The sequence below is a fragment of the Caulifigura coniformis genome, assembly GCF_007745175.1.
Taxonomy (GTDB): domain Bacteria; phylum Planctomycetota; class Planctomycetia; order Planctomycetales; family Planctomycetaceae; genus Caulifigura; species Caulifigura coniformis.
The window spans coordinates 745,122-768,028 of record NZ_CP036271.1; the positions used below are offsets into that span (position 1 = coordinate 745,122).

The following is a 22,907-nucleotide window of genomic DNA, read 5'->3' on the forward strand; positions in this document are numbered from 1 at the left end:
AAGATCTTGCGAAAAACAGGGTTTGACGGCCTCGCAAACTCTGATTACACCAAATTCTAATTCTGACTGCTTCTTCATTCTCACTGCGACCAGCGGGAATTCCGCCCAAGACCACCACCGGACTGCACCCGGCCGTCACTGATTGACATCAAAAATGACTCGACGGACATGGATGGTACCTGACGGCTGCACACATGTTGCTGGGCGGGATTTGCTGACGCCCGATCAACTTCGCACGCTGGAAGCGCTGGCATACCGGGAAGGCGAGGCGTACGACTCTTATCTGGCGCTGGAACGAGGCCTCGAATATTTCTTCGGTTGCGGCGGGCAGGGAGTTGTCGGTTATACGCGCTGGCGGAAGCACCTGTTCGTGGTCGGCGGGTTGCTGGCGGCGGAAGGGCGTCGCGGCAAGCTGTTGAGCCAGCTCATGGACTTCGCCGTCCGGAACCGGCTGGAGATCAGCTTCCTCAATATTCTGGGCCGGGATGTGCCTGCGTTCCGCAACGCGGGATTCGCGGTGTCCAAGGTCGGCGAAGAGCCGGTGGTGCCGCTGGACACATGCACGTGGCAGGGGGCGGATTACGCGTGGGTGCGCCGGCAGGAGAACTTCTGCACACGGAGCGGCGTGCAGTTTGACGAGATCGTTCCTGATCCGAAGTGCGACACGTTCCTGAACGTGATCGCTCCCGAGATTCATGAGGTGTCCCGCGATCACCTCGAGCACACCGTCTACGGGCGTGAACTGTCGATGATGGTCGGCCGGCTCGATCCAGAAGCGATGTTTCGCAAACGTCTGTTCGTCGCCCGGAAGGATGGACGCATCGAGGCTTTCGTGATCGCGAACCCCGGACGGAACGGCGACCTGTGGTCGGTTGAGACGTATCGGAAGCGGGTTGATGCGACGCGCGGCGTAATCGCGTTCCTGATTACACAGATCTCCCGCCAATTGCGTGCGGAGGATGTGAAGCTGCTCTCCCTCTGCCAGGTTCCGACTTTGCGGGTGAAGTGCGGCACGCCTTCGGACAGTGCGTTCGTGACGAACGGCATGGCGTTCTGGTGGAAATACCTGCCGTGGTTCTACGACCCGCCGCGGCAGTACCACTTCAAGAGCCGGTTCCGGCCGCAGTACCGCGAGTGCTTCGTGGCGACCTACCCGAAGACACGGATCGCGCCGATGCTGGCGTTCTTCTTCAAGTGGGGCGTGATCGTGCCGGACCTCAAGCGCCTGCCCCTGCAGATGCTGAAGCGGATGGCGAAGTGGAAGAACCACGAGCGTCTGGCCGATCCCGTCACGGAACCGTACGTGCTGTACCAGGGATCGCTCGACGACTCGCCGCCGTCGTTTCATCTCGAGCCGGCGGACCGACCCGCATCCGAGCATGCCGTCGCGGGCGCGACGGAGTTCGAGAAATCGACGATCCTCGTCCCCTGAGAGGGGATCGCTCAGGGCTTCAACTCGCGGAGCACTGCCGCATTCGCGGTGTTCCAGACGCGCAGCACCCCATTCTCATCGGCCGCGATCACCGCCTTTCCATCGGCTGTGACCGTCACCTGGTACACGTATCCGCTCGCGCCCGTGAAGCTGCGGATCACCTTTCCAGTGCCACGTTCCAGCAACTGACATTGGCCCTTGCTCGTGGCGATGACGATCTGGTCGGCCAGTCCGACGGACGCGACGGCGGTCACCTGACCGGGAGTGGCGTTCACTGACTTCCGCTGTTCGCCTGTCTCGGTGTTCCACACCTTGACGGCGCCATCCGCCCCGCCGCTGACAAGTGTGGCTCCATCCGGGGACCAGGCGAGTCCCAGGACATGAGCCGTGTGGCCTTCCAGGCCACGGAGGAACTCGCCCGTCGCCACTTTCGTGAGCTTCACGAACTTGTCGGCCGAACCTGTCGCCAGGACTTCGCCGTCACGCGAGAAGGCCAGCGTATTCACTGCGTCGCTGTGCAGGTCGGGGAGTTCCCGCTGGACCGACATCGACTCGACATTCCACAGCAGGACTTCCCCTCCTCGGGATGGCTCTCCCCCTCCGCTGGCAAGCAGCCGTCCGTCGGGGCTGAACTGCAGCGAGAGAACACGATCCTTGAGGGGCGATGTGGAGACGTCCAGCCGGCTGTCCAGGGGAGTACCCAGGACATGCGCCAGTTTCCACTGCGGCTTGAGGTTCCAGGAGATCACTCCCCCTTCGCGATCGAGCGTGACGAGCTGGCTGCCGGCGGCGAAGCCCAGCCACTGAACGGGCTTCGAGTGACCGGAGAACGATTCGAGCCACCTGCCATCGACACTGCTCCAGAGGTGGACGATGCCATCGGAGTGGCCGGTGGCGATGAACAGACCATCCACCGAGATGGCGGCGGAGATAATCTGGAGTTCGGACTGCTTGAGGGATTCGCGCAGCGTGGCGAGGTCTTTCTCGACCTGTGCCAGATGGGCTGTGCGGGCTTCGAGCGTGGAATTGCGAAGAGCGAGATCCGCGCTGGCCGCCTGGGCCGCGGTTTCCGCGAAGCGGACGGAGCGCTCGGCGGCGGCGATGGCGTCGCGGGCGGCCGTCAGTTCGTCCCGCGGTTTCTTCGCGGCGGCCTCGGCATCCGTCAGCGCTTTCTTGAGGGCTTCGTCGTCGGCCTTGGCAGCGAGTTCCTCGGTGGCTTTTTTCACCGCGGCTTCTTTTTCATCGGCGGCGGCCTGGGCCTTGGGCAGCGCTTCGTTGGCCTTCGTCAATGCCTCCTGGGCCGTCTTGACCGCGGTGGCACGCTCATCGGATTCCTTTTTGGCCGCCTTGACGGCTTCGTCGGCCTGTCCCTTCTGCGTGGTCGCAATGGTCTTGTCGTCTTCGAGACGCAGGGACTGGCGGGCCAGCCCGGGCGCGGCTGAAAGATTGAATTCAGGGGACTTCGGCGCACGTCGGAGTTCGGCCGAACGTCCGCCTTCGAGGGCGGCGACGCTGAGAAGGTTCTCGACAGCGACGGCGAGCAGTGACGACTTGTCCGGGAACTGAACCTCCGATTTGCCGGGTTTCAGGTCGTCGTTGAACTCGACGACCTTGCCACTGCCCAGCGCAACCACGATTGCCGAGGCGTCTGCCTTCACGGCCAGCTGGAGCACCGGACTGGTCGCGGCAGGGGACGAAGCGGCGGGCTGTTCGAGTTTCGGCGGCAGTTCCATCGGGAGGTCCCAGCGGCGGAGCGAGCCATCGACGTGGCCGGAGAAGAGCCGGTCTCCAGACGCGGAGGCGGCGAGCGCCGTGACCGGCTGGCCCGCGGGCCAGGTGAGCAGGGTTCGCTTCTCGGCCATGTTCCAGAGACTCAACTCGCCAGCTTCTGTGGCGACAACTGCGCGGGCGCCATCGCCGAGCAGGAGAGCGCGGTTGGCGCCCGGGATGGGACCGACTGACGCGGACTGTTCGCCGGTCTCGAGGGCCCAGAGGGCGACGGCTCCGTCGGGCAGGACCGCCAGCAGCTTCAGGCCGTCGGCGCTGAGGGAGGCGGAGCGTGCTTCGCCGCTCAGCGCGATCTGTGAAGAGATGGAATTGCGTTGCCGCTGCCAGATCTTGATTTCGCGATACCCGCCGGACGCTATCAGGTCGCCGTCGGGACTGAATGCGAGTGACGAAACGACATCGAAGTGGGCGACGTCGCGGTCGTAGAGTGGCAGCTGGGAAGGGGTTTTCACCGTGCGGATCAGCGAGTCGCCGAGCTGCGCGATTTCCTCGCCCGTCACGAGATCGAAGACGGCGATGACGTTGGCCCGGCCGAGCGCGGCGAACCGATCCTGCGGACCGAGCGCGAGGGCGAAGGAGGCCTTCATCGTGGAAGGCAGGGCCTGCCAGCCAATGGCCGCGGCGGAGGGGTTCGCCTTTCCGGGCTGAGCGCCTTCGGCGATCCAGCGTTTCATCCGCCCGAGTTCCTGCGGAGTGAGAGCGGCGGCTCCGACGCGATTCGGCAGCGGGGGCATCGCCGGCTCATCGATCCGGGCACAGAGCTGGAAGAGCAGGCTCTTTTCGGGCTGACTGGGGACGACGGCCGGCCCACTGGCGCCTCCTTTGAGGATGCTCGCGACGTCTTCGAGGATGAGGTCGGATTCGTGCGTGGTGCGGCTGTGACAGGCCAGGCACTTCGCTTCGAGAACCGGATAGACGTCGACGTAGAAGTCGGCCGCGCGGTCGGGAGCGGGGTCGCTTGGCTCGATCGGCGCGGCTTGCAGGCTGGAGGAAGAGACCAGAAGGACCGCAGCGAGAACGATGACAGGGCGCAGAAGCATCAGGGCACGACTTTCAGCTGGATCGGAGCATCGACATGCAATGGACCGCAGCGCGCGCGAATGGTGACATTCGACCGCGCTCCGGGCGAGGCATCGGGCGCTGCCTGGAGGGTGAGCTTGAGTTCGGTGACATCGGGCGCTGCCGTGGCGGTCGCAGCCGAGACGCCGGTCCCCGCGCCGGGGACATACAACTCGATTTCGGCGGGACCGGTGTACCCGTTCTGACGCGTGAGCTTCAACACCACGTCGGTTGATTGGCCGACTGGCAGGGCGACGTCTTTGCCGGCGGGTATGTCGACTGCAATGGGCGGCGGGACGATGTTGATGACGAGCGGGGAGGAGACCGCCGTGATTTCGAGTTCCCGGGCGGGCTGGTCGAGTTCGTGAACCCGTTTCTCCGCGGCGGCGCGGTCTGTCTCCAGCTGTGTGACGCGATTGAGGGCTTCGGTCGCTTTCTGTGCGGCGGCCGCCCGCGCCGCTTCGAGCGATGCGATCTCCGTGGAGTTTTCGGTCGCGGACTTCGACGCGGTTTCGAGTGCTTGCGTGGCGGCGGCGCTGACGGCGGTGGCGATCTTCGCCTGGTCGCCGGCTTCCTTCAGGCGCTGCGTGATCTCGTCGAGTGCGAGCCGGGCGTCGCGCCGGGGAATGGCGTTCTTCTGATACTGCACCTTCGAGAGCGCGGTGACGTGGAACGCGACCGTCTGGACGGGGGCGTCGGGGCGGACGGTCAGTCGCAGCCTGGTCGACGTTTCGCCGGGGGCCAGGGTGACGTTCGCCGCGTCGATCTTTGACGCCGGAACGAGGCCGTGCGTGGAAATCGTGACGGGGGCCTCAGCGCCGGCTCGACGGAGGAGTTCGAGGGGCAATTCGATCACGCAACCCTGCGCGGCGGTGTGACGCGCCGCGGGTGATCGCAGTTCCAGTGCAGCTTCCTCGGGGGAGACACTGAGGACGAACTCGCGCGCCAGGCGAACGGCCGCGGCGGCGTCCTGTCCGTGCTCTTTCCTGGCATTGCGGATCGTTGCAGCCGGGCGCACAGGGCGGATCAGCGTCGTTACGTTTCCGGAGGTGGGGATGGTGGCGCGGCCCGTCAGTGCGATCACTCGCGGCGGCGTGGCGGAGTCGAGCCGGGAACGGATGACGAGGGGGGCCGAGGTCTGGCCGGAGGGGATGACCGTCCCTTCGCAGTCGAGCCCGCCTCCGAGATCACCGGAGGGGACTTCGATCGGTCCATCGAAACCGTCGCGCCGAAATGCGACAAGCATGAACGCCGTGGCATCTCCCCGACGGAGTGAAGCCGGGGCGACCATGCCGAGGCCGTGCGAAACCGGGACGGCGACGAGCCGGAAATCGGGCTGGGGAGAGCGAACGACGAGGCGATAGTCGAGCGTGGCGTCGCCGCGCGTCTGGCCGTACTGGTCGCGAAGCTGAATCAGGCAGGTTCCATTTGCGGGAGGATTGAAGCGGAAGTACGGGTCGTCGGACCGGGTGTCGAATCCGATCGGCAGGAGGTTGGTCGGGTTGTCGTCGACAGACGTGATGGTCTGCGGGGCGTTCGTCCCCTCGGGGATGAATTCGAGGCCGAGCATGGCGTCGGCCCGGCTGCCGAGACGATCGGCGAAGACCTCGATCCAGATCGGCCGGTCTTTCACAACGTCGACCTGGAATTGGTCGAGGTCTCCGACGGTTCGAAAGTCGCCGCCGATCTCGGCAGGAAGCTGCAGGCGTTGCGCCTGGCTGCGGACCTGGTTTGGCTCGACTTCGAGAAGGGGGGGATTCTCACTGAGGCTCATCCTGACCGGTTGCGACGATCCGGCAGGCGACTCGAAACGCCAGGAGAAGGAATCAGTGGCCGCCTCTCGTGGCGTGACCGGCAGCAGCCGATCGTAGCCAAGAGGATCGGCGGGAAAGGTGATGGGGACGCCGAGTTGGCCCAGCAGCCAGCGTCCGCGGCGCTGGTCGGAGGTCTGAGCGGCGGGAAGGTTGAATCCGAGCAGCTGCGCCTCGGCGGTCGAGCCGACTTTTCCAAACACGGGTTTGACCGCGACGATGTAAGGGGCCGCATTGAGGTCAATGCGATAGACGAAGTCGTCGCCGCCGCGATAGGTCTGGTCGTAGACGCGGAGCGTGTAGTCGGCCGCCTGGGGAGGCTCGAAGACGAGGGTGGCGTCTTCATCGCGGCCGGAGCGCGCGAAGGCGATGCGGCGTCCGCGCGCATCGAGGATTTCCATCACGGGAAGCAGGGGGGAATCGATGCGACTCGCGAGGCAGTCGGCGATAACCCTCTGGCCGGCCGTTGCGTGAAACGTGTACGCGTCGACATCGGTCGGCTTGCCGATGCGGCCGTTCAGGATGGCGCCGAGAACGGCCGGGGTTGCGGAGAGGAGTGTTTCGTTCGGTTCGGCCTCGGTCGACTCGTCCTGCGTGCTGACGGCGAATGTGCGGAGGTTGCTGAGGCCGAGGTCTCCGAGCAGGGCGACGTCGTAGAGGCCGGGAGGAACCTCCGGCGCCACGCGAACTTCGAAGAGGTTCTCCGCGGGCGAGGAATCGGCCACGCGGCTGCCGGTGATACCGGGGTGGCTGAACGTGAGGTTCGATGTGGCTTCCAGCTCGGAACCGCTCGTCAGTCGAATGCGCGTAACCGAGCCCGCTTTGGCGCCGGCGGGAAACAGTCCATCGACCCGCGACCACGGAAGCTCCGCGAAAGCGACTGGCGCGATCGTCAGCCACGCGAGGCAAACCGACAACAGGATCATCGGTCTGTGCCGATGGCGCGGGAGCAGTGACATATCGACTGCGGGACTGAGGCGGGTCGCCGCACGGGCGAGGAGGGGGGAGTGGATCGGCGGTGCAGTCACCGAACGACCGGAACGGCAGTATGGCGAAAGGCATACGGCTCGCTCAATGCCGTCTCGGCGCCGCGACTGAAAAGGGGGCGGTTGCCCGCCGGCTCGACGGCCCGTCACGCGTTGAAGCATCGAAGATCATTCGGGCGCCGGCGGTCCGTGGAGCGCGTGTGCGGGACGCCGTATGATCGAATCGCGATGGCGGCGCCGGGTCGCTGGCCATCATTCCTGCGGCCAGTTCATCGAGGGAACTCATCCATGCAGTCTGGTTTCCGCTGCCTGACAGCCATCGCGCTGTGCCTGATCGCTGCCCTGCCTGTTATCGGTCAGGAGAAACCGCAGCCATCGAGGATGCTGTTTGTCACCCAGAGCGCCGGCTTCAAGCACGGCTCGGTGAATCGCAAGGACGCAACGCTCGCCCCGGCCGAAGTCTCGATGAAGACCCTTGGTGAGCAGACGAGCTTGTTCACCGTCGACTGCACGCAGGACTGCGCGGCGGACTTCACGAAAGAGAATCTCAAGAAGTACGACATCGTCGCGTTCTATACGACGCTCGATCTGCCGATCGCGGACGACGCGAAGAACTACTTCTTCGGGGAATGGATCTACGAGAAGGGCCATGGAGTTCTCGGGTTCCACTCGGCCGGCGACACGTTCCATAACTACGCCCCGTACTGGGATCTGATGGGAGGCGTGTTCATCGGGCATCCGTGGAACGCGGGGACGAAGGTGACTTTGACGAACCATGAGCCGAACCATCCGCTCGTGGCATCCTTCGGCCCGGAGTTCTCTCTGAAGGAAGAAATCTACATGTACCGGCGGTGGCAGCCGGAGAAATGCCGGGTGCTGCTGAGCCTCGATTATGCGAAGAGCCCGCTCAACGGCGGCAAGATCAACACGCAGTACGGGGCGCACGTTCCCGTGTGCTGGATCAAGACGATGGGGGAAGGAAAGCTCTACTACAACAACCTCGGGCACAACGAATCGAGCTGGGCCAACAAGCAGTATCTCGATTCAATCACGGCGGCCGTGAAGTGGATGCGGGGTGAAATCGAATGCGATGCGAAGCCGAATCCGGCGGTGTCGACAGAGTTTGAAGAGAAGTCGCAGAAGGACATCAAGGAGCACGGCTTCCAGACCGTTCAGCAGGTCAAGAACGACTGATCTCGGGCGGGAACCTCGCTCTCGTTTCGACTTCGCCGCCCCTGCATGGGCGTTGGCGGAAGGGACGCCGTTCGACGAGGGAACTGCCGGGGAACGAGTGGGACAGGGGGCAGAGGCGATCGGCAGCGACTGCCGCTTCCGCCGGAAGTGGAGCCCTCCGGGGGCTTCTGGACGCCTGGAGATTCGAGTTGGATCGAGACGGCGGGGGGCGAGCGTCGATCTGAATGCCAGATCCTCCCGTTCCCGCGGTGCCCCGATGCGACCATTCCTGCTGGCAGTTGCCCTGTCCGCGCTCGGCTTTGGTGTTTATCTCGCGGCCGGGGAAGCACCCCTGAAGTCTGCGCCCAGGGACCAGACGGCAATCATGATGCAGGCCAAGCTGAAGGGGCTCCATGCCATGGCCGAGGGGCTGGTTCGGAAGGATTTCTCCGGCATCGAACAGGCCGGCGAAGCCCTGGCGGCGCTGTGTGCGGGAGACGACTGGCAGCATCACGGCGATCCGGTCTACGAGGACTACCGTGACCAGTTACGAAGGAGCGCGCTCAAGGTGATGGAGCTGGCCCGCGCCCAGAACCTGGAAGGGGCGACCTACGGGTACATGGGATTGATGTCGTCGTGCGTCGACTGCCACACGCATTGTCGCGACGTGCTGAAGATTGCAGAGACGGCACCGGTGCTTCGGCCCATTCCGTAGCCGTCGGTGTGGTCGCCGCGAGTGTCGATCCGACGTGCGTAGTGAACCTGTTCAAGATTCGCCACGCGGGCAGGCTCCGGGCTTATTTATTCTTGCCCGTGGCCATGTCGTAGGTGGCCTGCTGGAGGCGTTTCTGCCGACGGGAGAGATCGTCGGTCATCTTTCGCAGGTCGGGATCGCTGGCCTGTTCACCTTCGAGCTCGCGTCCGATCTCGCGCGTGAGGCGGTTGATCTGGTTCTGCAGCGAACGAATCATCTTCAGTTCGGCGAGTTCGTTGATGAGGGCCTGTTCGTCGTCCTGCTGCTGCTGTTGTTGCTGCTGCTGGTTCTGACGGTCCTTGTCTTTCTTCTTCTCCATTTCCTGCTGCATGGCGAGGATCATTTCGTCGAGCGTTTCGACGATCAGCTCTTCGATGACCTGTGTCGTGCTGCCGGTATCGCCCTTGTTCAGGCGGCCGGCCACGGCGACCATGTTGTCGCGCATCTGCTCGATCGCTTCGGGGAAGGCGACTGATGAACCTTCTTCCTTGAGGAGGCTGAGCGCCTTTTCGGCGTCGACGACGATCTCGTTTTCGTCGCGGCCGAGGGCGACGGCCCGGTCGTCGTGGCGTGAGCGGTCTTCGGCTGCGGTCTTCGCGAGCCGCACCGTCTCGACGTTGACCTGCATCTGGGCCTTCCGGAGTTTCTGAAACCGGGCTTCGAGAGAGGCGAGCAGAAGTTCGTCCTCTTCTTCACGCAGCTGGCGCAAGATGGCTTCGAGGCGGGCTTTGACTTTCTCCAGCTCCGCGAGCGCCTGCTGCTGGGCCTCGGAGGAACCTTCGCGGTTCTGCCGGTCGAGTTCTTCGAGGGCCCGCTGCATTTGCTCGCGGGCCTGTTCGAGTTCTTCGCGGCCCGGCGTCTTCTTTTCGCCTTCCGGCGGCGGCTCGTTCTGCTGAGGCTGCTGCGGCTGCTGTCCCGACTTCTGTTCTCCGAGTTCCTGGGGCTGCTGACCCTTCTGGGGTTTCTGGCCCTGTTGCGGCCGACCTGCTTCCGAGGGCTTTGAGTCCTGCGGTTTCGAGGGCTGATCCTGCGGCTGGCCCGGCTGGGGCTGGCCGTCCATGGGCTTCTGATCCATGGGGGTGGTCGGCTTCTGCTCGCCGGGCTTCTGCTCCTGGCCTGGATCGCCGTCCTTTGGCTTTTCGCCGGGCTTCGATTCCTTCCCGTCGCCCGATTTCATCGGGTCTTTCGGATCGGTTCTGGAGTCGTCCTGCGGTGCGCCCTTTTCGCCGGGCTTGTCTTCGGTTCCGGGCTTCTGGTCGGATGGTTTTCCGTCTTCCGGTTTTTCTCCGGGTTTCGATTCATCCGGACGGGCGTCGCCTTCCTGACCGCCCTCTTTCTCTTCGGCCGGCTTCGACTCGGGCGATTCGCCACGGCGTTCGGCATCCTGGCGATCGATCTTCTGAGCGAGTTTTCCGGCTTCTTCGAGGAGCTTACGCTCGCGTTCGGAGAGCTGTTTCTGGTCGCCGCCGCGGCCGGTGTCGGAACGGAGGTCGCGCTGTTTGCCGATGAGGGCGTTCGTTCCCTTGAGGAGGTCCTGGATGCGCTCGATCTCGCGCTGCAGGCGGTCGCGCTCATCGGCGCTCTGCAGGACCTTGAGAAGCGTCTGCAGGCGAGCGATGACTTCCGCCTGCTTCTCAGGCGAATCTCCGATGACAACCTTGCCGCCGCTCTGCGGCTTGAGGCTGTCGGAGAGGAGCCGCATCTCTTCGAGGATGCGCTGCTCCTGGCTTTGACTCCGGGCGCGGTAAAGGAGTTCGGCCTGTTCGGGATCGGTGCGGCGCGAGTATTCGGCGACGTCGTAGAGCGACTTCTCGAATCGCTCGAAGTCTCGCAGCAGCTGAAGCTGCGCCTGGGAGAGGTCTTCCTTCGGGGCAGCGGGAGGAGGCGTCGCCGGCGCAGGGTCCTGCGCATGAAGTGATGCGGCCGGCAGCAGGGCGAGGGCGACCAGCAGGAGCCGGATCGTCGCCGACCGGGGGCGATGGACCCCGTCGCGGTGATTCCCCGGGATGCACAGGTCCGCTGCTCGCGTCTTTCGGCCGTCGTACATGATCGATCCTTCAACCCAGGGCCGGTGGAGCGGCGGTGCGCAGTGCCCCTCCGATTTCCGTGGTGACGAGGCGCTGCTCGCGATAGGCCTGCACGCCCAGGTGGCAGAGCTGCTCGGCGCGGCGGGCCACAATCAAAGACGCAGCGGGTTCCTCGCGCGTTCGCACGCATCGGAGGAAATCGGCGAGATGGGGGACATCGAGATCGCCGCCATTCTCGGCCGTGGAGTCCTTGCGGTCGTAGACTTTCCATCCGCCGCGATCGAGCACGAGCGTGCCGTCGTCGCCATAGAACGCGATGCCGCTGGTGCGTCCTTCGTTGCCGTGGACCGTCCAGGTGCGATGCTCCCAGGCGACTTCAACCGGATGGGGACGCTGGAACTGGTAGTGGACCGTGAGGGTATCAGGGGTTTCCTGGTCGTCGGCGAAGTGCAGGCGGCTGCCGACGGCGCTGACCTGCACGGGGCCGTTGAGGTCGAGGGCCCAGGCGGCGACGTCGAGCCAGTGGACGCCCCACAGGCCGAGTTCCCCGGCGCCATAGTCCCAGAAGCGGGTCCAGTTGCCGTGGAAGCGATTGCCGTTGAATTCGCGATACGGGGCGGGACCGAGCCACGCAGCGTAGTCGACGCCGGCAGGGGCGGGAGAATCGCCGCGGCGTCCGATCGGCTTGCGGCGGCAGGCCATCCAGGCGCGTGCAAAGCGGACGCGCCCAACACCACCCGCCTGGAGGAACTTCACGGCCGTTTGAACGAACGCGCCGCTTCTCTGCTGGAGCCCCGTCTGCACGACGCGCTGATGCCGGGCCGCGACGGCCACTACCTGAGCCCATTCCGCATCGGAATGAGTGGCGGGTGATTCGAGGTAGACGTCCTTGCCGGCGCGGCAGGCGTCGATGGTCATCGAGGCGTGCCAGTGGTCGGGTGTCGCGATGATGAGGGCGTGAAGGCGGCTGTCATCCAGGAGCTGGCGATAATCGCTGTATTCGCGCGGAGTGGTTGGCGAGTCGAGGCGGTTGGCTGCGTCGTGAAGGATCGCGGCGTCGACATCGCAGAGGGCGGCGATCTCCACGCCGGGAAGCCGGGCGGCGGCGCGGGCCAGTTCGATCCCGCGCGAGCGTACTCCAATGACACCGAGGCGAATGGGCTCGTGGGAGGCGGCGTGAGCGGGGAGCCAGCCGGACAGGCCGGCAGCGACGCCGACGGCCGCTTTACCGGCGCTGCGTTGAAGAAAAGCACGTCGATCAACAGGTGGATTGGTCATGGCATGCCTCCCGGGCGGGGGCCTTCGGATCCGGGTGGGAAGGGGCGCTCTCCGTCGGTTGGCGGCGGGCCATCCTGACGAGGCGGCGGAGGTTCACGAGGAGGTCCTCCTCCCGCTCCGGGAGGAGGTTCGGGACGTCCGCCGAAGCCCAGACCGGGACGACCGAGGCCGGGCCGGTTGTCCTCGCCGCGCGGGCCGTTCCGATCGCCCCCGAGCCCGCCGAATGGTACACGGTTCCCGGGCCCGCCAGGGGGTGTATTGTCTGCCCCCTGGCGTTCAGGAAACAGGATGGCGGTGATTTCCGAGTAGTACTTGCCCCACTGCCCCCGGCGGACGGGCGAGTCGGACGGGACGGGGCCCAGCAGCTGATTGGTGTCGAGAGTGACCTGCGCTCCGAACTTGTCCGGAGGCGTGACGCTGAACATCTCGAGGTAGGCCTTGCCGATCGCCGCCTTCTGCTGCGACTCCTTGTTGTAGGTTCCGAGCTGCTGCAGCTGGGCAAGGATTTTCGGTTTCCGGTCCAGGTTCGAGACGTCGCGCAAGTAGAGAAACGCCAGCTGCTCGTCGGCGAGCTGGTGGAAGTCGACGTTGGTTTTCTCGGGGAAGTTTTCCTTGACGGCCTGGAAGTACGCCTCGTCGTTGACCTTCAACAGTGCCCACTGGAACTGTTCTTCGGCCGACCTGGCTTTGGGAACGTCCGATCCAGTGCTCTCCGGAATGGAAGGCCGCATGGTCCAGCCCATGGCCGCGCTGGCGCCGGCGGTGAGGGCGCACAACAGGCCGAGAACCAGCCATGGCCGGCGCATGGCGAGCGAGGGCGAAGGCTCGGCCGGATCGAACAGCTTGAGCTCGATGTCGTCGGCGACTCCATCGTCCTTCAGGGTTCTCGCCAGTTTCTTGAGATCGACGAGCACCTTCTGCGCGCTGGGATATCGGTCATCGGGGTTCTTGGCGAGCATCCGGTGAACGATGTCGCACATGGCCCGGGGGAGATCGGGCCGGCGGGACGCGAGTTCCCGCGGCATGTTCTGCAGGTGCTGCATGGCGACGGCGATGGCCGACTCCCCGCGGAAGGGGGTTTCGCCGGCGAGCATGTGGTAGCAGGTGACGCCGAAGGAGTAGATGTCGCTGCGCTGGTCGAGTTTCTGGCCGTTGACCTGTTCGGGGCTCATGTACAGGGGGGTGCCCATGGTGGTTCCCTCCTGCGTGAGGTTGAGGCGTTCGCCTCCCATCAGCTGGGCGAGCCCAAAGTCGGCGACTTTCACCTCCCCCTTGCGGGTGAGCATGATGTTCTCGGGCTTGATATCGCGATGGACGATGCCGCGCTCGGCGGCGGCCTGCAAAGCGCCGGCGGCCTGCCGCATGATGTGCAGAGCGGTCTGCAGATCGAGAGCCCCCTTTCGCTGCAGGAACGATTTCAAGGTCGAGCCCTGCACGTACTCCTGGGCGATGTAGTGGCGGCCGTCGGCCTGTCCTACAGAGTAGACCTGCACGATGTTGGAATGCGTGAGTCCACCGGCCGCCTTCGCCTCGGCCTGAAACCGTTTGACGTAGGTCGGGTCGGTCGTGAGTTCCGGCTTGAGCAGTTTGAGGGCGACGTTCCGCTTGAGGGAATGCTGCTCGGCCAGCCACACCTCGGCCATCCCGCCCTTGCCCAGAAGGCGGATCAGGGAGAATTCGCCGATCGTGGCGCCGGCTTCAGGTCGCACGGCCGGCATGAGCGTCGTCGACGTGTCGGCGGGGTTTTCCGGCGTGCTGGCGGCCATACGATCGGTCGTCCGGGTGTTCGGGTGGGACGGACGCTCCTCGTGCCGCGTCTTCCAGAAGACGTCGGCCATGGGCAACTTGTCCGCTGCGTTCATGTTACGCCGCAAATGGGCCCCGAACCAGTAGCGGGCTGGCCGGGACCGGAGCGGCGTCTCACGAGAGCGGTCGTTGGTCGCTGCAAGCAACGCGGGCGTCGCCCTTTGCGCGGAGATTCAGTCGACGCCCGGAAGAAGCTCGGCGAGTTCTTCGTGCAGGGGGTTTCCGTTGGTGGCCAGGAGGTCGGAGACATCGACGTTGAAAGGACCGCCGTTGATGCCCGTGACCCGGCCCCCGGCTTCAAGGAGGATGAGGACGCCGGCGGCCATATCCCAGGGCTTGAGACTGGTCGACCAGAATCCGTCCATCCGGCCGGCGGCGACGTAGCAGAGGTTGAGCGCCGCGGAGCCGGTCCGTTGAAGCGACTGGGCCCGCGTGAGGACGCGGAGGAACCGCCGGACTTCCGGCGACTCGGGGCCCGTTTTGACCGGAAGACTCGCGATGACGAGGGCGCTGGCGAGCGGCCCGGTGGCTGACGGCTCGATGCGATGGCCATTGAGGGTCGCCCCGCCCCCGAGCGACGCCGCGAACATCTCGTTGCGCGTGGGATCGAAGATCGCTCCGGCGACGAGCTGCCCGCGATGCTCGACGCCAATCGAGACGGCGTAGAACGGAAAACGGTGGACGTAGTTGGAGGTTCCGTCGAGCGGATCGACGATCCAGCGGTAATCGCTGGTGGTCGAAGCAGGACCAACGTCCTCTTCCCCGAGGAAGTCGTGTCCGGGGCATTCCTGCGTCAGGAACTCGCCGATGGCCTTCTGGGACGCAAAGTCGGCCTCGGTCACGAGGTTCTTCGGACTTTTCTCTTTGGGCGTGATCCGGCCGGCCCAGTCCTGGAGGATGGCGCCGCCGATGCGGGCGGCCTGTTCGGCGACAGTTTGCAGCTGCTTGGGAGTCATCAAGATTGCGGGAATGCGTTCAGAACTCTGAAAAGCGCACAGCATAGACCGGAGGGAGCGTGTGCGTCAGGCAGGTCCACGAATCGCCGCCGTTCCCGGAGACCCACAGCCCGCCGGTCGTCGAGCCGAACGCGAGTGTGTTCCCGTCGGCGGCCACATCGAGTGCGTGGCGGTAGACGATGTCGTACGCCGGCGGCTCAGGGAGGCCGTTCGACAGAACTTGGAACGTCCTGCCGCCATCGTTCGTGCGGCTGACCACGACACGTGCATCGACGGGGACGCGGATCTCATCTTTCACGGCCGGGACAAGCCACGCGGTATCGGGCTTCTGCGGATGAACGGCCACCGCGAATCCAAACGGGGCTGGGGGGACGTTGGTGATCTCCGTCCAGTTCGCGGCGAAGTCGTCGGACCGAAACACGCCGTTGTGATGCTGGACCCACATCCGGTCGGGGCTGGCCGGACAGTGGACCATGCGATGCGGGTCCTGAGCGGACGGCTCATACGCGAGATTGGGAGGCATGTACTCGGCGCGCATTCCCTGGCCGACGGTCCAGGACGCTCCGCCGTCGCTTGAGAACCACGCTCCGCCGCAACTGATGCCGATGGCGATGTGGCGGGAGTCGCGGGGGTCGATACAGACGGAATGGATGCCCGGTTCATCTTTTCCGCCGCCAAACCATTGGGCGCGCTCAGGCCGGTCCCAGAGAGATTCGATCAGCGCCCATGTGGCGCCCAGGTCATTCGACCGGAAGAGTCCGCCCGGGATCGTGCCTGCCCAGAGTACGCCGGGCTGGTCGTGGCCGCCGCTCTCCAGGGCCCAGATCTCTTTCAGGGTCGCCGGCTTCTTCTTGACGGAGCCGTCTTCGCGCGGCGGACCGTCGTTCACTTCCGCCCCTTCGGGATAGACGGGGACTCCGCACTCGATCCACTCGGGCGCTCCGGAGGGGAGGCGGCGCAATTTCGCGCCGAAGTGCCCGAGGGTGAGGATCGCATAGAGCGAGCCGTCGCGTTCATCAGGAAAAACCTGCGTGACCGTGTCGCCGAGGAAGTGGACCGGCTCGGCATTCCACGTTCCGGCGTCGTGGCGCCAGGACATGAGACCTTTCCGTGTGGCAACGTGGACGCGACGAGGCATGAGTGCGACCTTGAGAACGAATAGCCCGGACTGGCCACATCGACCAGCCGCTTCGAAGTGCAACGTCCCTGCGGACTCGTTCCGTGAGGGGGTAAACGTGGAAATGTCACTTCTCTTTGTAGCCGATTGGCCCGCCTGGGGAATTCCTTTTCGGGAAATGAGTCGACCGACGCCGCGGCTCCGGCAGATTTCGTCTGGACTCCTGAAGATGGTGACCTGAGACTTTTCAGTAAGCCCGCCGTGCGAAAGACTTCAGGGCCTCGACCGCGCCGTCGATCACTGCGGCGACCCTTTAGCAGCATCAACCCCGGCGCGAATGTTTCATGGTGTGCGTTCCCAGACCTGCATCGCACATCCGAAGGCTTCTGAAGTCGCGAATGCTGCTGTTTTCCTGCATCTTCGTGATCGGGTTCATCCTGTTGTCGGTGCTGGTGGGAAAGAGCGCGCTGCTTGAACAGGTGGCGGGTGAAGAAGCGGCCCTTCGCGAATGGAAAGAGCGCCATCCCTTTGCCCTGAACGCCGGTCTGTTCTTCGCTTCAGCGACTGTGCTCGCGCTGCCCGTTCCCGGTTCGATGCTGACGACGCTGGTCGTCGGCTGGTTGAGCGGGTTCGCGACGGGGATGGTGATCGCCAGCTTTGCATCGGCAATGGCCGCGAGCATTACGTTCCTGGTCGTCCGTAAGTGGGTCTGGCTGCGGGAGGCATCTGTCGATGCTTCGTTCCGCCGTCTCGCGGCACTTTCCGGACCGGACGCCTCGTGGGTTCTTTTCTCGCTTCGGATGATTCCCGGGCTGCCGTTCTTCATGGTCAACGCGGGCATGGCGGCAACGTCGATCAGCCTTCCCCGCTTCTGGTTGACGACCCAGTTCGGGACGCTGCCCATGCTGTTGATGCTGGTCTCGCTGGGAAGTCAATTCCCGACACTCAAAGCACTGGCGCGGCAGGATTTGTCCGATTTGTTCCCGCCGTCGCTGGTGATCGGCATGGCGACTCTCGGCATCCTCATGCTGGTGACCCGCCGGTTGATTCGACGCGGTATGGCGCGGCGACTGGTGCTCAGCGGTAACTCGATTGCGTCGGCCCCTGCAACGGTTGAACACGAGCTCGTCGGCAACTTGCTGCCACGCACTTCGGGACCCTAATCTTCTTCGAGCGACGCGATGTGTGATCGATGGCTCCGGGAGTGAGTCCTGCGTATGTCCGATCTGTCCAGAGCGTACAAAAACCTGACGTTTCCCCAGCTGAAGAGTTTCTGTGAAGCGGCCCGGCTGGGGAGCATGACGGCGGCGGCGGTTTCCCTGGAGATTGCGCAGCCGACCGTGTGGAAGCAGATCCACGCATTGGAGTCTCATCTCGGGACGTCGCTTTTGATTCCGCACGCGCGGGGCTGCCGGCTGACCCCGGCTGGCGAGCAGCTGCTGCAACTCGCCGGTCCGCTCGTTTCGGAGATGAGTGTCCTCTCCGATCGATTCCGGGCGCTGACCGGGGCGACCGTGCAGAGGCTCGTCGTCGCCGCCACGCCGCGACCGTGTGAAGAAGAACTGCCGCAGTGCATCGCGGAGTTCGAGAACCGGTTTCCGAAGGTGCGGCTCGTGCTCAGGCAACTGGCCGATCACGAGATCGTTCCGGCCGTGCTGTCGGGCGAGGCGGAACTGGGGATCTGCCTGCAATCCTCGCCGGTTCAGGCGGGTCTGCACTCGGAGAAGTGTTACGAGTTCGAGCCGACGCTGCTGATGCCGCATCACCATCCGCTGACGCGGATCAGGAAGCTCCGATTCGAGGACATCGCCCGGTATCCCCTGCTGAACGCGCGGGGATCGGAACCCGACCACGTCGTCGCGGCGTCGCTGGAGCGGGTGGGGGCCTACGACCACCCCGATCGCAAGATCGAACTCCAGATGGCGCGGACCATCCGGAGGTACGTGAAACTCGGTTTCGGCGTCGGCATCGTCGGCAAACCCAAAGGGCAGCCGCCGGCCTCGGACATCGCGGAACGATCGCTCCGAAACCTGATCGGATATCGCCAGTACATCTCGGCGGTCTATCGCCCCCGGCTCACCGGCAACGTAGCGCTCACCGGGTTCATCGACGAGTTGCGGCGGGCCAATCGTTCGCCGCAAGGTCGGGCCAGGCGCGTCCGCCCCAGGTAGTCGTCGGCCATCCTCTGCCGGTTCGGAGGGCCGGCGATCCAGGGGCCAGGTCGTTAACTGGCATCCGGCAGCACGAACTTGCCTCGATAATCACGGCTCAGAAGCCGATTGGCGGCCGGGTTCGCGACGAACGTTTCCGCCTTGGAGTCGATCTGCAGGCGGGCCCCGACCGTGAGCGGCGTCGACTTGAGGTCCACGCCGTTCTCCTCGAGGTGCTCGGTCATCTTCTTCAGCGTGACGCCGGCCTCGGGCGTCAACGAGTCGCCCAGGCGGGCCTGCATCTCTTCCACGCCCGTCAGCCGTCCCAGGCGATGGGAGATATTTCCGACGTGGCAGAGCCCGGTGGAAAGATGCCCCTGCAGGATGTCCGCGTTCAGGTCTTCCATGCGGCGGCTGCGCACGGCCTTCAGGAAGTTGGCGAAGTGGTCTTCGCCCGGTCCTTCGAAGGTCTGCACAAGGTTTCCGTCGCGGTCGAACAGCGATCCGCCCGCGACGAAGCCCTCCGTTCCCTCGATGATCCATCCCGCCTTGAATTTCTCGCTGAATGGGGTCGTCTTGAGACCACGGACCTCCTGAATCACCGAGACCGGGCCGAAGGTGTGGACGACCATCTGCGTGTTCGGCGTTTCCCCTGCGTCCTCGTATCCCAGGCGTCCGCCAATGCTGATCACGGAATCCCCCAGACCGTCGAGCTTCATCATCCAGCGGACGAGATCGACGTAGTGGATGTTGTTGTTCCCCAGCTCTCCGTTTCCGGTGTCCCAAATCCAGTGCCAGTCGTAGTGGAGGTTCTTGCGTTCCAGCGGCTTCGCGGCGGGTCCCAGCCAGAGATTGAAATCGACTCCTTCGGGAACCGGCTGCGGCGCCCGCGGCCCGATCGATCCGCGGCGTCCGTAGACGATGGTCCGTCCGAGCTTCAGGTCGCCGAGTTTCCCTGCGTGGAGATAGGCCGCGGTCGCTTTGGCCACACCGCTCGAGCGATTCTGAGTTCCCGCCTGACAGATGCGTCCTGTGGAACGCGCCACCTGCACCATCCGACGGCCCTCGACGATGGTGTTGCTCACCGGCTTCTCGACGTAGACGTCCTTGCCTGCCTGCATGGCCCACACGGCCCCGAGAGCATGCCAGTGATTGGGCGTCGCGATCGAAACCGTGTTGACCGCAGGGTCATCAAGAACGACGCGCAGATCCTGGACAGCCTTCGGGCGCCGGCCTTGCTGCTTCTCCACGGCGTCTGCAAGTTCTTCGGCCAAAGCGCGATCGGGGTCGCAGACATACGCCACGGAGACATTCGGCTTCCGGGCGAACGTTCCCGCGTGCACGCGCCCCCGGATGCGACAGCCCAGCACCGCGTGCTGGATCGTTTCGGCTGGAGTCTCCTTCGCCGTCTCCTCGGCGAAGACTTCGGGAGTTCTGGAGATTGCCGCGGTAGCTGCCGCGGCAATCATCGATTCCTCGAAAAAGCGACGCCGTGTGATCTGCGACACGTTGCTCTCCGGTCGAAAGGACAAGACCGCCGGCGGAGCCGGCCATCCAACTCGCAGCAGGACGAAACGCAGCACACCGATCAAAACAGATCGAAGAACGCCGTGCTGCGATTCCTCGATCGATTCGAGGAACTCGACGGGGCAGGTTGAACGAGACGTTCAGGACCCCTGGCCCGCGGCTCCCTTCGTGGAACTCGAGATCTCCTGCAACCGCGTTTCCACCTGGTCGGCCGCCTGCTTCAGGATCTCGGCGATGCGGACCGGCTGTCCGTCGCGACGCACGCTCTCATCCGCCGCTTCCATGAACGCAAACATCTCGATCGTCTCTTCGGGAGAGACGGGGGCCTGTCGGGTCCGGAAGAATTTTCCGATCTCGCGGCAGAGGTGTTCATACGAAGCGCCGTCCATCGAACTGACGATTCCATTCTTCCCGAACACCACCGCCCCCGCGGTGGACTTGCCCCCGCGAATGCCGCGGAAGCTGCCGATGCGGCCGCCCGACCACACGCCGGCGACGAGGTCGACGTCCTTCGTCTTCAGCCGGGTCACCGATTCGCAGCCTCCGCCCATCAGGGTGAAGAGCGACTCCACTCCATGGATGCCGTAGAAGCAGAGGTCAGGAGTTCCCGCCTGGTACGAACATGGCCCCCAGGTCTCCGCGCCGAGCACCTCGCCTACCTGCTCGCTGTTCTTCAGGCCGACCACGCCGGGGCTGAAGCGATAGCTTGAACTGGAGAAGCAGGGGACGTTGTGGCGGCGTGCCAGCTCATAGATGGCCATCGCGTCGACGAGCGAACCGGCGACAGGCTTGTCGATGAAGACCGGCTTCTTCGCGAGGATGACCGGAATGGCTTCCTGCAGGTGAATGCGGCCGTCGACGCTTTCCAACAAGACGACATCAACCTTCGCCAGCAGCTCGGGGATCGTGTCGACGATCTCCACGCCGGCATCGCGCATGCCGTCGGTGAACTTCTTGACGCGGTCACGGCTCGGCGGATAGTCGGTCCCGCCGGGATATCCCGCGACGACGCGAAATCCGGCCAGGTCGCCGTCCGCCTTGGGGTTGTTGAACAGCTTCGTAAAGGCCGGAACGTGCGAGGTATCGAGGCCGATGATGCCGATCTTCACCGGGGCGGGCTCATCCGCCGCCATCAGCGGCGCGGCGGCGAACAGGAAGAAGAACAGGGCGGCGGAATGGAGTTTCATCGAGGAGGGCTTGCCTGGCGGGAGGAAGGAAGGTGCGATGCGTGTGGAAGACTACTTCAGGTCGAACCGGAAATCATTCCGGGAGGGATCCTCGCTGACGCTCGCCACGAGTGCACTCTTCCTGGCATTGCCGAACTTCCGGGGAATCACGACCTGCTCGTTGGCGAGGATCTGCTCCTCAGTCATGCTCGGGAATACGGGCCCCTTGAGCCGGATGGCAGTGATGCCCACTTTGTACGGGCCGATCAAGGCGCCCGCGCGTCCCCGGGTCGACAGCTGGAATTGTCCCTGTTCATCAGTGACGCCGATCGACATCGAGGCGCCATCGTCGGAGATGAAGACCACATTGGCCTTGGGGACGATGTCGCCTCGATACAGGACAGTTCCACGGGCTTCCACCAGCACGGGCCCGTTGTCACCACATCCAGTCAGGACGAGCGCGAGGACCACGGAACAGACGCTGCGGAGTGCCGGGGTTTCCATGCGCTTTCCCCGACCGCAGGTCAGCGGCGACACATTCGGTCGATTCATCAGTCAATTCCTCCCGCAGGTGAGGTGAGGGGAAGAGGTCGAGCGATCGAAGTTCCGCGAAGCGGCCTAGAACTCGCCCAGCACCTGTCCGTCGCTGCGGTCGCCGATGTACTGGAACATCTGGTGATTGATGTTCTCGCTGATGAACTTCACGGAGCCGTCCGCCAGGGTGAAATGCGCACCGCCGACGTGACGCGATTTGAAGCCGTAGTTGTATTGCATGGTGTTCTGCCAGGTTCCCGGGTTGCACTGCGGGTCGGCGATTTGACCGGGGGTCGCGAAGTCGCAGGTGGTGAATTCGTTGATGGGGACGATCGTGGAGACGCCGCCGCCGAGCGCGAACAGGTTTCCCCAGGTGTTGATCCACGATCCCTGCTGCCCACTTCCCGAGACGCTGGTTCCGTTCCCCATGCAGCCGGGAAGCGCCTCTCCTGCCATCAGCGTGTTGGTCGTTCCGTCCGTGACGTCGCCGATGCGAATGCTCGCAGCTCCGAACGAGAAAATGCCCGACACCTGGCTGGCGCTCGGGCTCGTTCCGAAGCGGCTTTGCTTCATCGCATAGGAATCGAAATGGTGGCAGATCGTGCGGTCGGTGCTGAACGTCAGCTGGGACCCCATCGAGCCGGTGTAATTCGCCTGGGCGTAGATCCCGAAATGGGATGGGTAGGGATCCGACGGGCAGCGGACGTAGGGCAGGGTGAAATTCCACAGCGTTCGTCCAGGCTCGATCGCCTGGTTCCGCGCATCGATGCTGAAATCGACCTTGTTGTAGAGCGGGGCCTGGTCCATGAACGGCAGGATCCGGACCTGCCAGCCGACGCGTGGAAGCGCGTTGCCCGTGCTTCCGCCGGTCGCCCCGATCGGGAACACGGTGAAGGTGTCGTGATAGTTGTGGATTCCGAGGCCGTACTGCTTGAGGTTGTTGCGGCACTGGGACCGCCGGGCCGCTTCCCGCGCCTGCTGCACTGCGGGCAGCAACAGGGCAATCAACACCGCGATGATCGAGATAACGACCAGGAGCTCAATCAGCGTAAACCCGAACCTGCGTCGGAATCTTTTCGGCATGCCACATCGTCCTTCGAGAGAATGACTGTGGTCTCGACACGACGCCGAGCGCATCGAGTCGATGAAGGTATGAACGTACAGAGCAGTCCTGGCGACCTTTCGCCGGATCCAACACGCCACGCTGTCAGCGACAGCGGCCACCATGGAGAAGAAGCACCTGGTCCACTTCGCGGAGTTCAACCGCGTTGGCACAGCGTCCCGGCAGGGAACAGCCGGCCTGTGATCGGGAAGGTTTCGAGCGCGCCACTTCGTCGTGTCGG

At 64.5% G+C, this 22,907-nt stretch carries 16 protein-coding genes; 5 read left to right on the forward strand and 11 right to left on the reverse strand.

Features of this window, described 5'->3' with window-relative positions:
* Positions 1-154: 154 nt before the first annotated feature.
* Positions 155-1,432, forward strand: a complete 1,278-nt coding sequence (locus tag Pan44_RS03000; protein ID WP_145027105.1) for a DUF2156 domain-containing protein — start codon at positions 155-157, stop codon at positions 1,430-1,432.
* An 11-nt stretch (positions 1,433-1,443) separates the two neighbouring features.
* Here the strand turns inward: Pan44_RS03000 and Pan44_RS03005 are convergent, their stop codons facing one another.
* On the reverse strand, positions 1,444-4,260 hold the full coding sequence (locus Pan44_RS03005) for a WD40 domain-containing protein (RefSeq protein WP_145027107.1): 2,817 nt from the start codon (positions 4,258-4,260) through the stop codon (positions 1,444-1,446).
* Positions 4,260-7,016 carry a hypothetical protein gene (locus Pan44_RS03010; protein WP_145027109.1) on the reverse strand — a complete coding sequence of 919 codons (2,757 nt, stop codon included), beginning with the start codon at positions 7,014-7,016 and terminating at the stop codon, positions 4,260-4,262. The genes Pan44_RS03005 and Pan44_RS03010 overlap by 1 nt, the downstream gene beginning before the upstream one ends.
* Positions 7,017-7,364: 348 nt before the next feature.
* Here Pan44_RS03010 and Pan44_RS03015 point away from each other — a divergent pair, with 348 nt between their 5' ends.
* A complete protein-coding gene (locus Pan44_RS03015) occupies positions 7,365-8,270 on the forward strand; it encodes a ThuA domain-containing protein (protein ID WP_197453792.1) in 906 nt (301 codons plus the stop codon).
* 256 nt (positions 8,271-8,526) lie between these two features.
* Entirely contained in the window at positions 8,527-8,964 is a 438-nt protein-coding gene (locus tag Pan44_RS03020; protein WP_145027113.1) for a hypothetical protein, read from the forward strand.
* A gap of 82 nt (positions 8,965-9,046) precedes the next feature.
* Here the strand turns inward: Pan44_RS03020 and Pan44_RS03025 are convergent, their stop codons facing one another.
* From Pan44_RS03025 to Pan44_RS03045, 5 genes are all read right to left on the reverse strand, one after another.
* On the reverse strand, positions 9,047-11,050 hold the full coding sequence (locus Pan44_RS03025; RefSeq protein WP_145027115.1) for a hypothetical protein: 2,004 nt from the start codon (positions 11,048-11,050) through the stop codon (positions 9,047-9,049).
* Positions 11,051-11,060: 10 nt separating this feature from the next.
* Positions 11,061-12,308 carry a Gfo/Idh/MocA family protein gene (locus Pan44_RS03030; protein ID WP_145027117.1) on the reverse strand — a complete coding sequence of 416 codons (1,248 nt, stop codon included), beginning with the start codon at positions 12,306-12,308 and terminating at the stop codon, positions 11,061-11,063.
* Positions 12,305-14,170, reverse strand: coding sequence for a serine/threonine-protein kinase (locus Pan44_RS03035; RefSeq protein WP_145027119.1), 1,866 nt, complete (start codon positions 14,168-14,170; stop codon positions 12,305-12,307). The genes Pan44_RS03030 and Pan44_RS03035 overlap by 4 nt, the downstream gene beginning before the upstream one ends.
* Before the next feature lie 117 nt (positions 14,171-14,287).
* Entirely contained in the window at positions 14,288-15,070 is a 783-nt protein-coding gene (locus Pan44_RS03040) for an inositol monophosphatase family protein (protein ID WP_145027121.1), read from the reverse strand.
* Between the two features lie 19 nt (positions 15,071-15,089).
* Positions 15,090-16,208 carry a WD40/YVTN/BNR-like repeat-containing protein gene (locus Pan44_RS03045; RefSeq protein WP_145027123.1) on the reverse strand — a complete coding sequence of 373 codons (1,119 nt, stop codon included), beginning with the start codon at positions 16,206-16,208 and terminating at the stop codon, positions 15,090-15,092.
* Positions 16,209-16,585: 377 nt separating this feature from the next.
* Between Pan44_RS03045 and Pan44_RS03050 the strand changes: the two genes are divergently transcribed.
* Both Pan44_RS03050 and Pan44_RS03055 read left to right on the forward strand, forming a co-directional pair.
* Complete coding sequence (locus Pan44_RS03050) at positions 16,586-17,350, forward strand: TVP38/TMEM64 family protein (RefSeq protein ID WP_197453794.1); 765 nt, start codon at positions 16,586-16,588, stop codon at positions 17,348-17,350.
* Positions 17,351-17,404: 54 nt separating this feature from the next.
* Positions 17,405-18,358: a LysR substrate-binding domain-containing protein gene (locus Pan44_RS03055; protein ID WP_145027127.1), complete on the forward strand. Its 954-nt coding sequence runs from the start codon at positions 17,405-17,407 to the stop codon at positions 18,356-18,358.
* 53 nt (positions 18,359-18,411) lie between these two features.
* On the opposite strand, the gene Pan44_RS03060 is transcribed toward Pan44_RS03055, so the two are convergent.
* From Pan44_RS03060 to Pan44_RS03075, 4 genes are all read right to left on the reverse strand, one after another.
* Positions 18,412-19,845 carry a Gfo/Idh/MocA family protein gene (locus tag Pan44_RS03060; RefSeq protein ID WP_145027129.1) on the reverse strand — a complete coding sequence of 478 codons (1,434 nt, stop codon included), beginning with the start codon at positions 19,843-19,845 and terminating at the stop codon, positions 18,412-18,414.
* Between the two features lie 159 nt (positions 19,846-20,004).
* On the reverse strand, positions 20,005-21,051 hold the full coding sequence (locus Pan44_RS03065; protein WP_197453795.1) for a Gfo/Idh/MocA family protein: 1,047 nt from the start codon (positions 21,049-21,051) through the stop codon (positions 20,005-20,007).
* 51 nt (positions 21,052-21,102) lie between these two features.
* Positions 21,103-21,582, reverse strand: coding sequence for a hypothetical protein (locus tag Pan44_RS03070; protein WP_145027132.1), 480 nt, complete (start codon positions 21,580-21,582; stop codon positions 21,103-21,105).
* 66 nt (positions 21,583-21,648) lie between these two features.
* Positions 21,649-22,647 (reverse strand): DUF1559 domain-containing protein, encoded by a 999-nt coding sequence (locus tag Pan44_RS03075; RefSeq protein ID WP_197454082.1) that lies wholly within the window; start codon positions 22,645-22,647, stop codon positions 21,649-21,651.
* Positions 22,648-22,907 lie beyond the last annotated feature (260 nt).

Excerpts from the sequence above, each read along its gene's own strand:
- Pan44_RS03000 (WP_145027105.1), top strand. The coding sequence starts at position 155 with ATGACTCGACGGACATGGATGGTACCTGACGGCTGCACACATGTTGCT.
- Pan44_RS03005 (WP_145027107.1), bottom strand. The coding sequence starts at position 4,260 with ATGCTTCTGCGCCCTGTCATCGTTCTCGCTGCGGTCCTTCTGGTCTCT.
- Pan44_RS03010 (WP_145027109.1), bottom strand. The coding sequence starts at position 7,016 with ATGATCCTGTTGTCGGTTTGCCTCGCGTGGCTGACGATCGCGCCAGTC.
- Pan44_RS03015 (WP_197453792.1), top strand. The coding sequence starts at position 7,365 with ATGCAGTCTGGTTTCCGCTGCCTGACAGCCATCGCGCTGTGCCTGATC.
- Pan44_RS03020 (WP_145027113.1), top strand. The coding sequence starts at position 8,527 with ATGCGACCATTCCTGCTGGCAGTTGCCCTGTCCGCGCTCGGCTTTGGT.
- Pan44_RS03025 (WP_145027115.1), bottom strand. The coding sequence starts at position 11,050 with ATGTACGACGGCCGAAAGACGCGAGCAGCGGACCTGTGCATCCCGGGG.
- Pan44_RS03030 (WP_145027117.1), bottom strand. The coding sequence starts at position 12,308 with ATGACCAATCCACCTGTTGATCGACGTGCTTTTCTTCAACGCAGCGCC.
- Pan44_RS03035 (WP_145027119.1), bottom strand. The coding sequence starts at position 14,170 with ATGAACGCAGCGGACAAGTTGCCCATGGCCGACGTCTTCTGGAAGACG.
- Pan44_RS03040 (WP_145027121.1), bottom strand. The coding sequence starts at position 15,070 with ATGACTCCCAAGCAGCTGCAAACTGTCGCCGAACAGGCCGCCCGCATC.
- Pan44_RS03045 (WP_145027123.1), bottom strand. The coding sequence starts at position 16,208 with ATGCCTCGTCGCGTCCACGTTGCCACACGGAAAGGTCTCATGTCCTGG.
- Pan44_RS03050 (WP_197453794.1), top strand. The coding sequence starts at position 16,586 with ATGCTGCTGTTTTCCTGCATCTTCGTGATCGGGTTCATCCTGTTGTCG.
- Pan44_RS03055 (WP_145027127.1), top strand. The coding sequence starts at position 17,405 with ATGTCCGATCTGTCCAGAGCGTACAAAAACCTGACGTTTCCCCAGCTG.
- Pan44_RS03065 (WP_197453795.1), bottom strand. The coding sequence starts at position 21,051 with ATGAAACTCCATTCCGCCGCCCTGTTCTTCTTCCTGTTCGCCGCCGCG.
- Pan44_RS03070 (WP_145027132.1), bottom strand. The coding sequence starts at position 21,582 with ATGAATCGACCGAATGTGTCGCCGCTGACCTGCGGTCGGGGAAAGCGC.
- Pan44_RS03075 (WP_197454082.1), bottom strand. The coding sequence starts at position 22,647 with ATGCCGAAAAGATTCCGACGCAGGTTCGGGTTTACGCTGATTGAGCTC.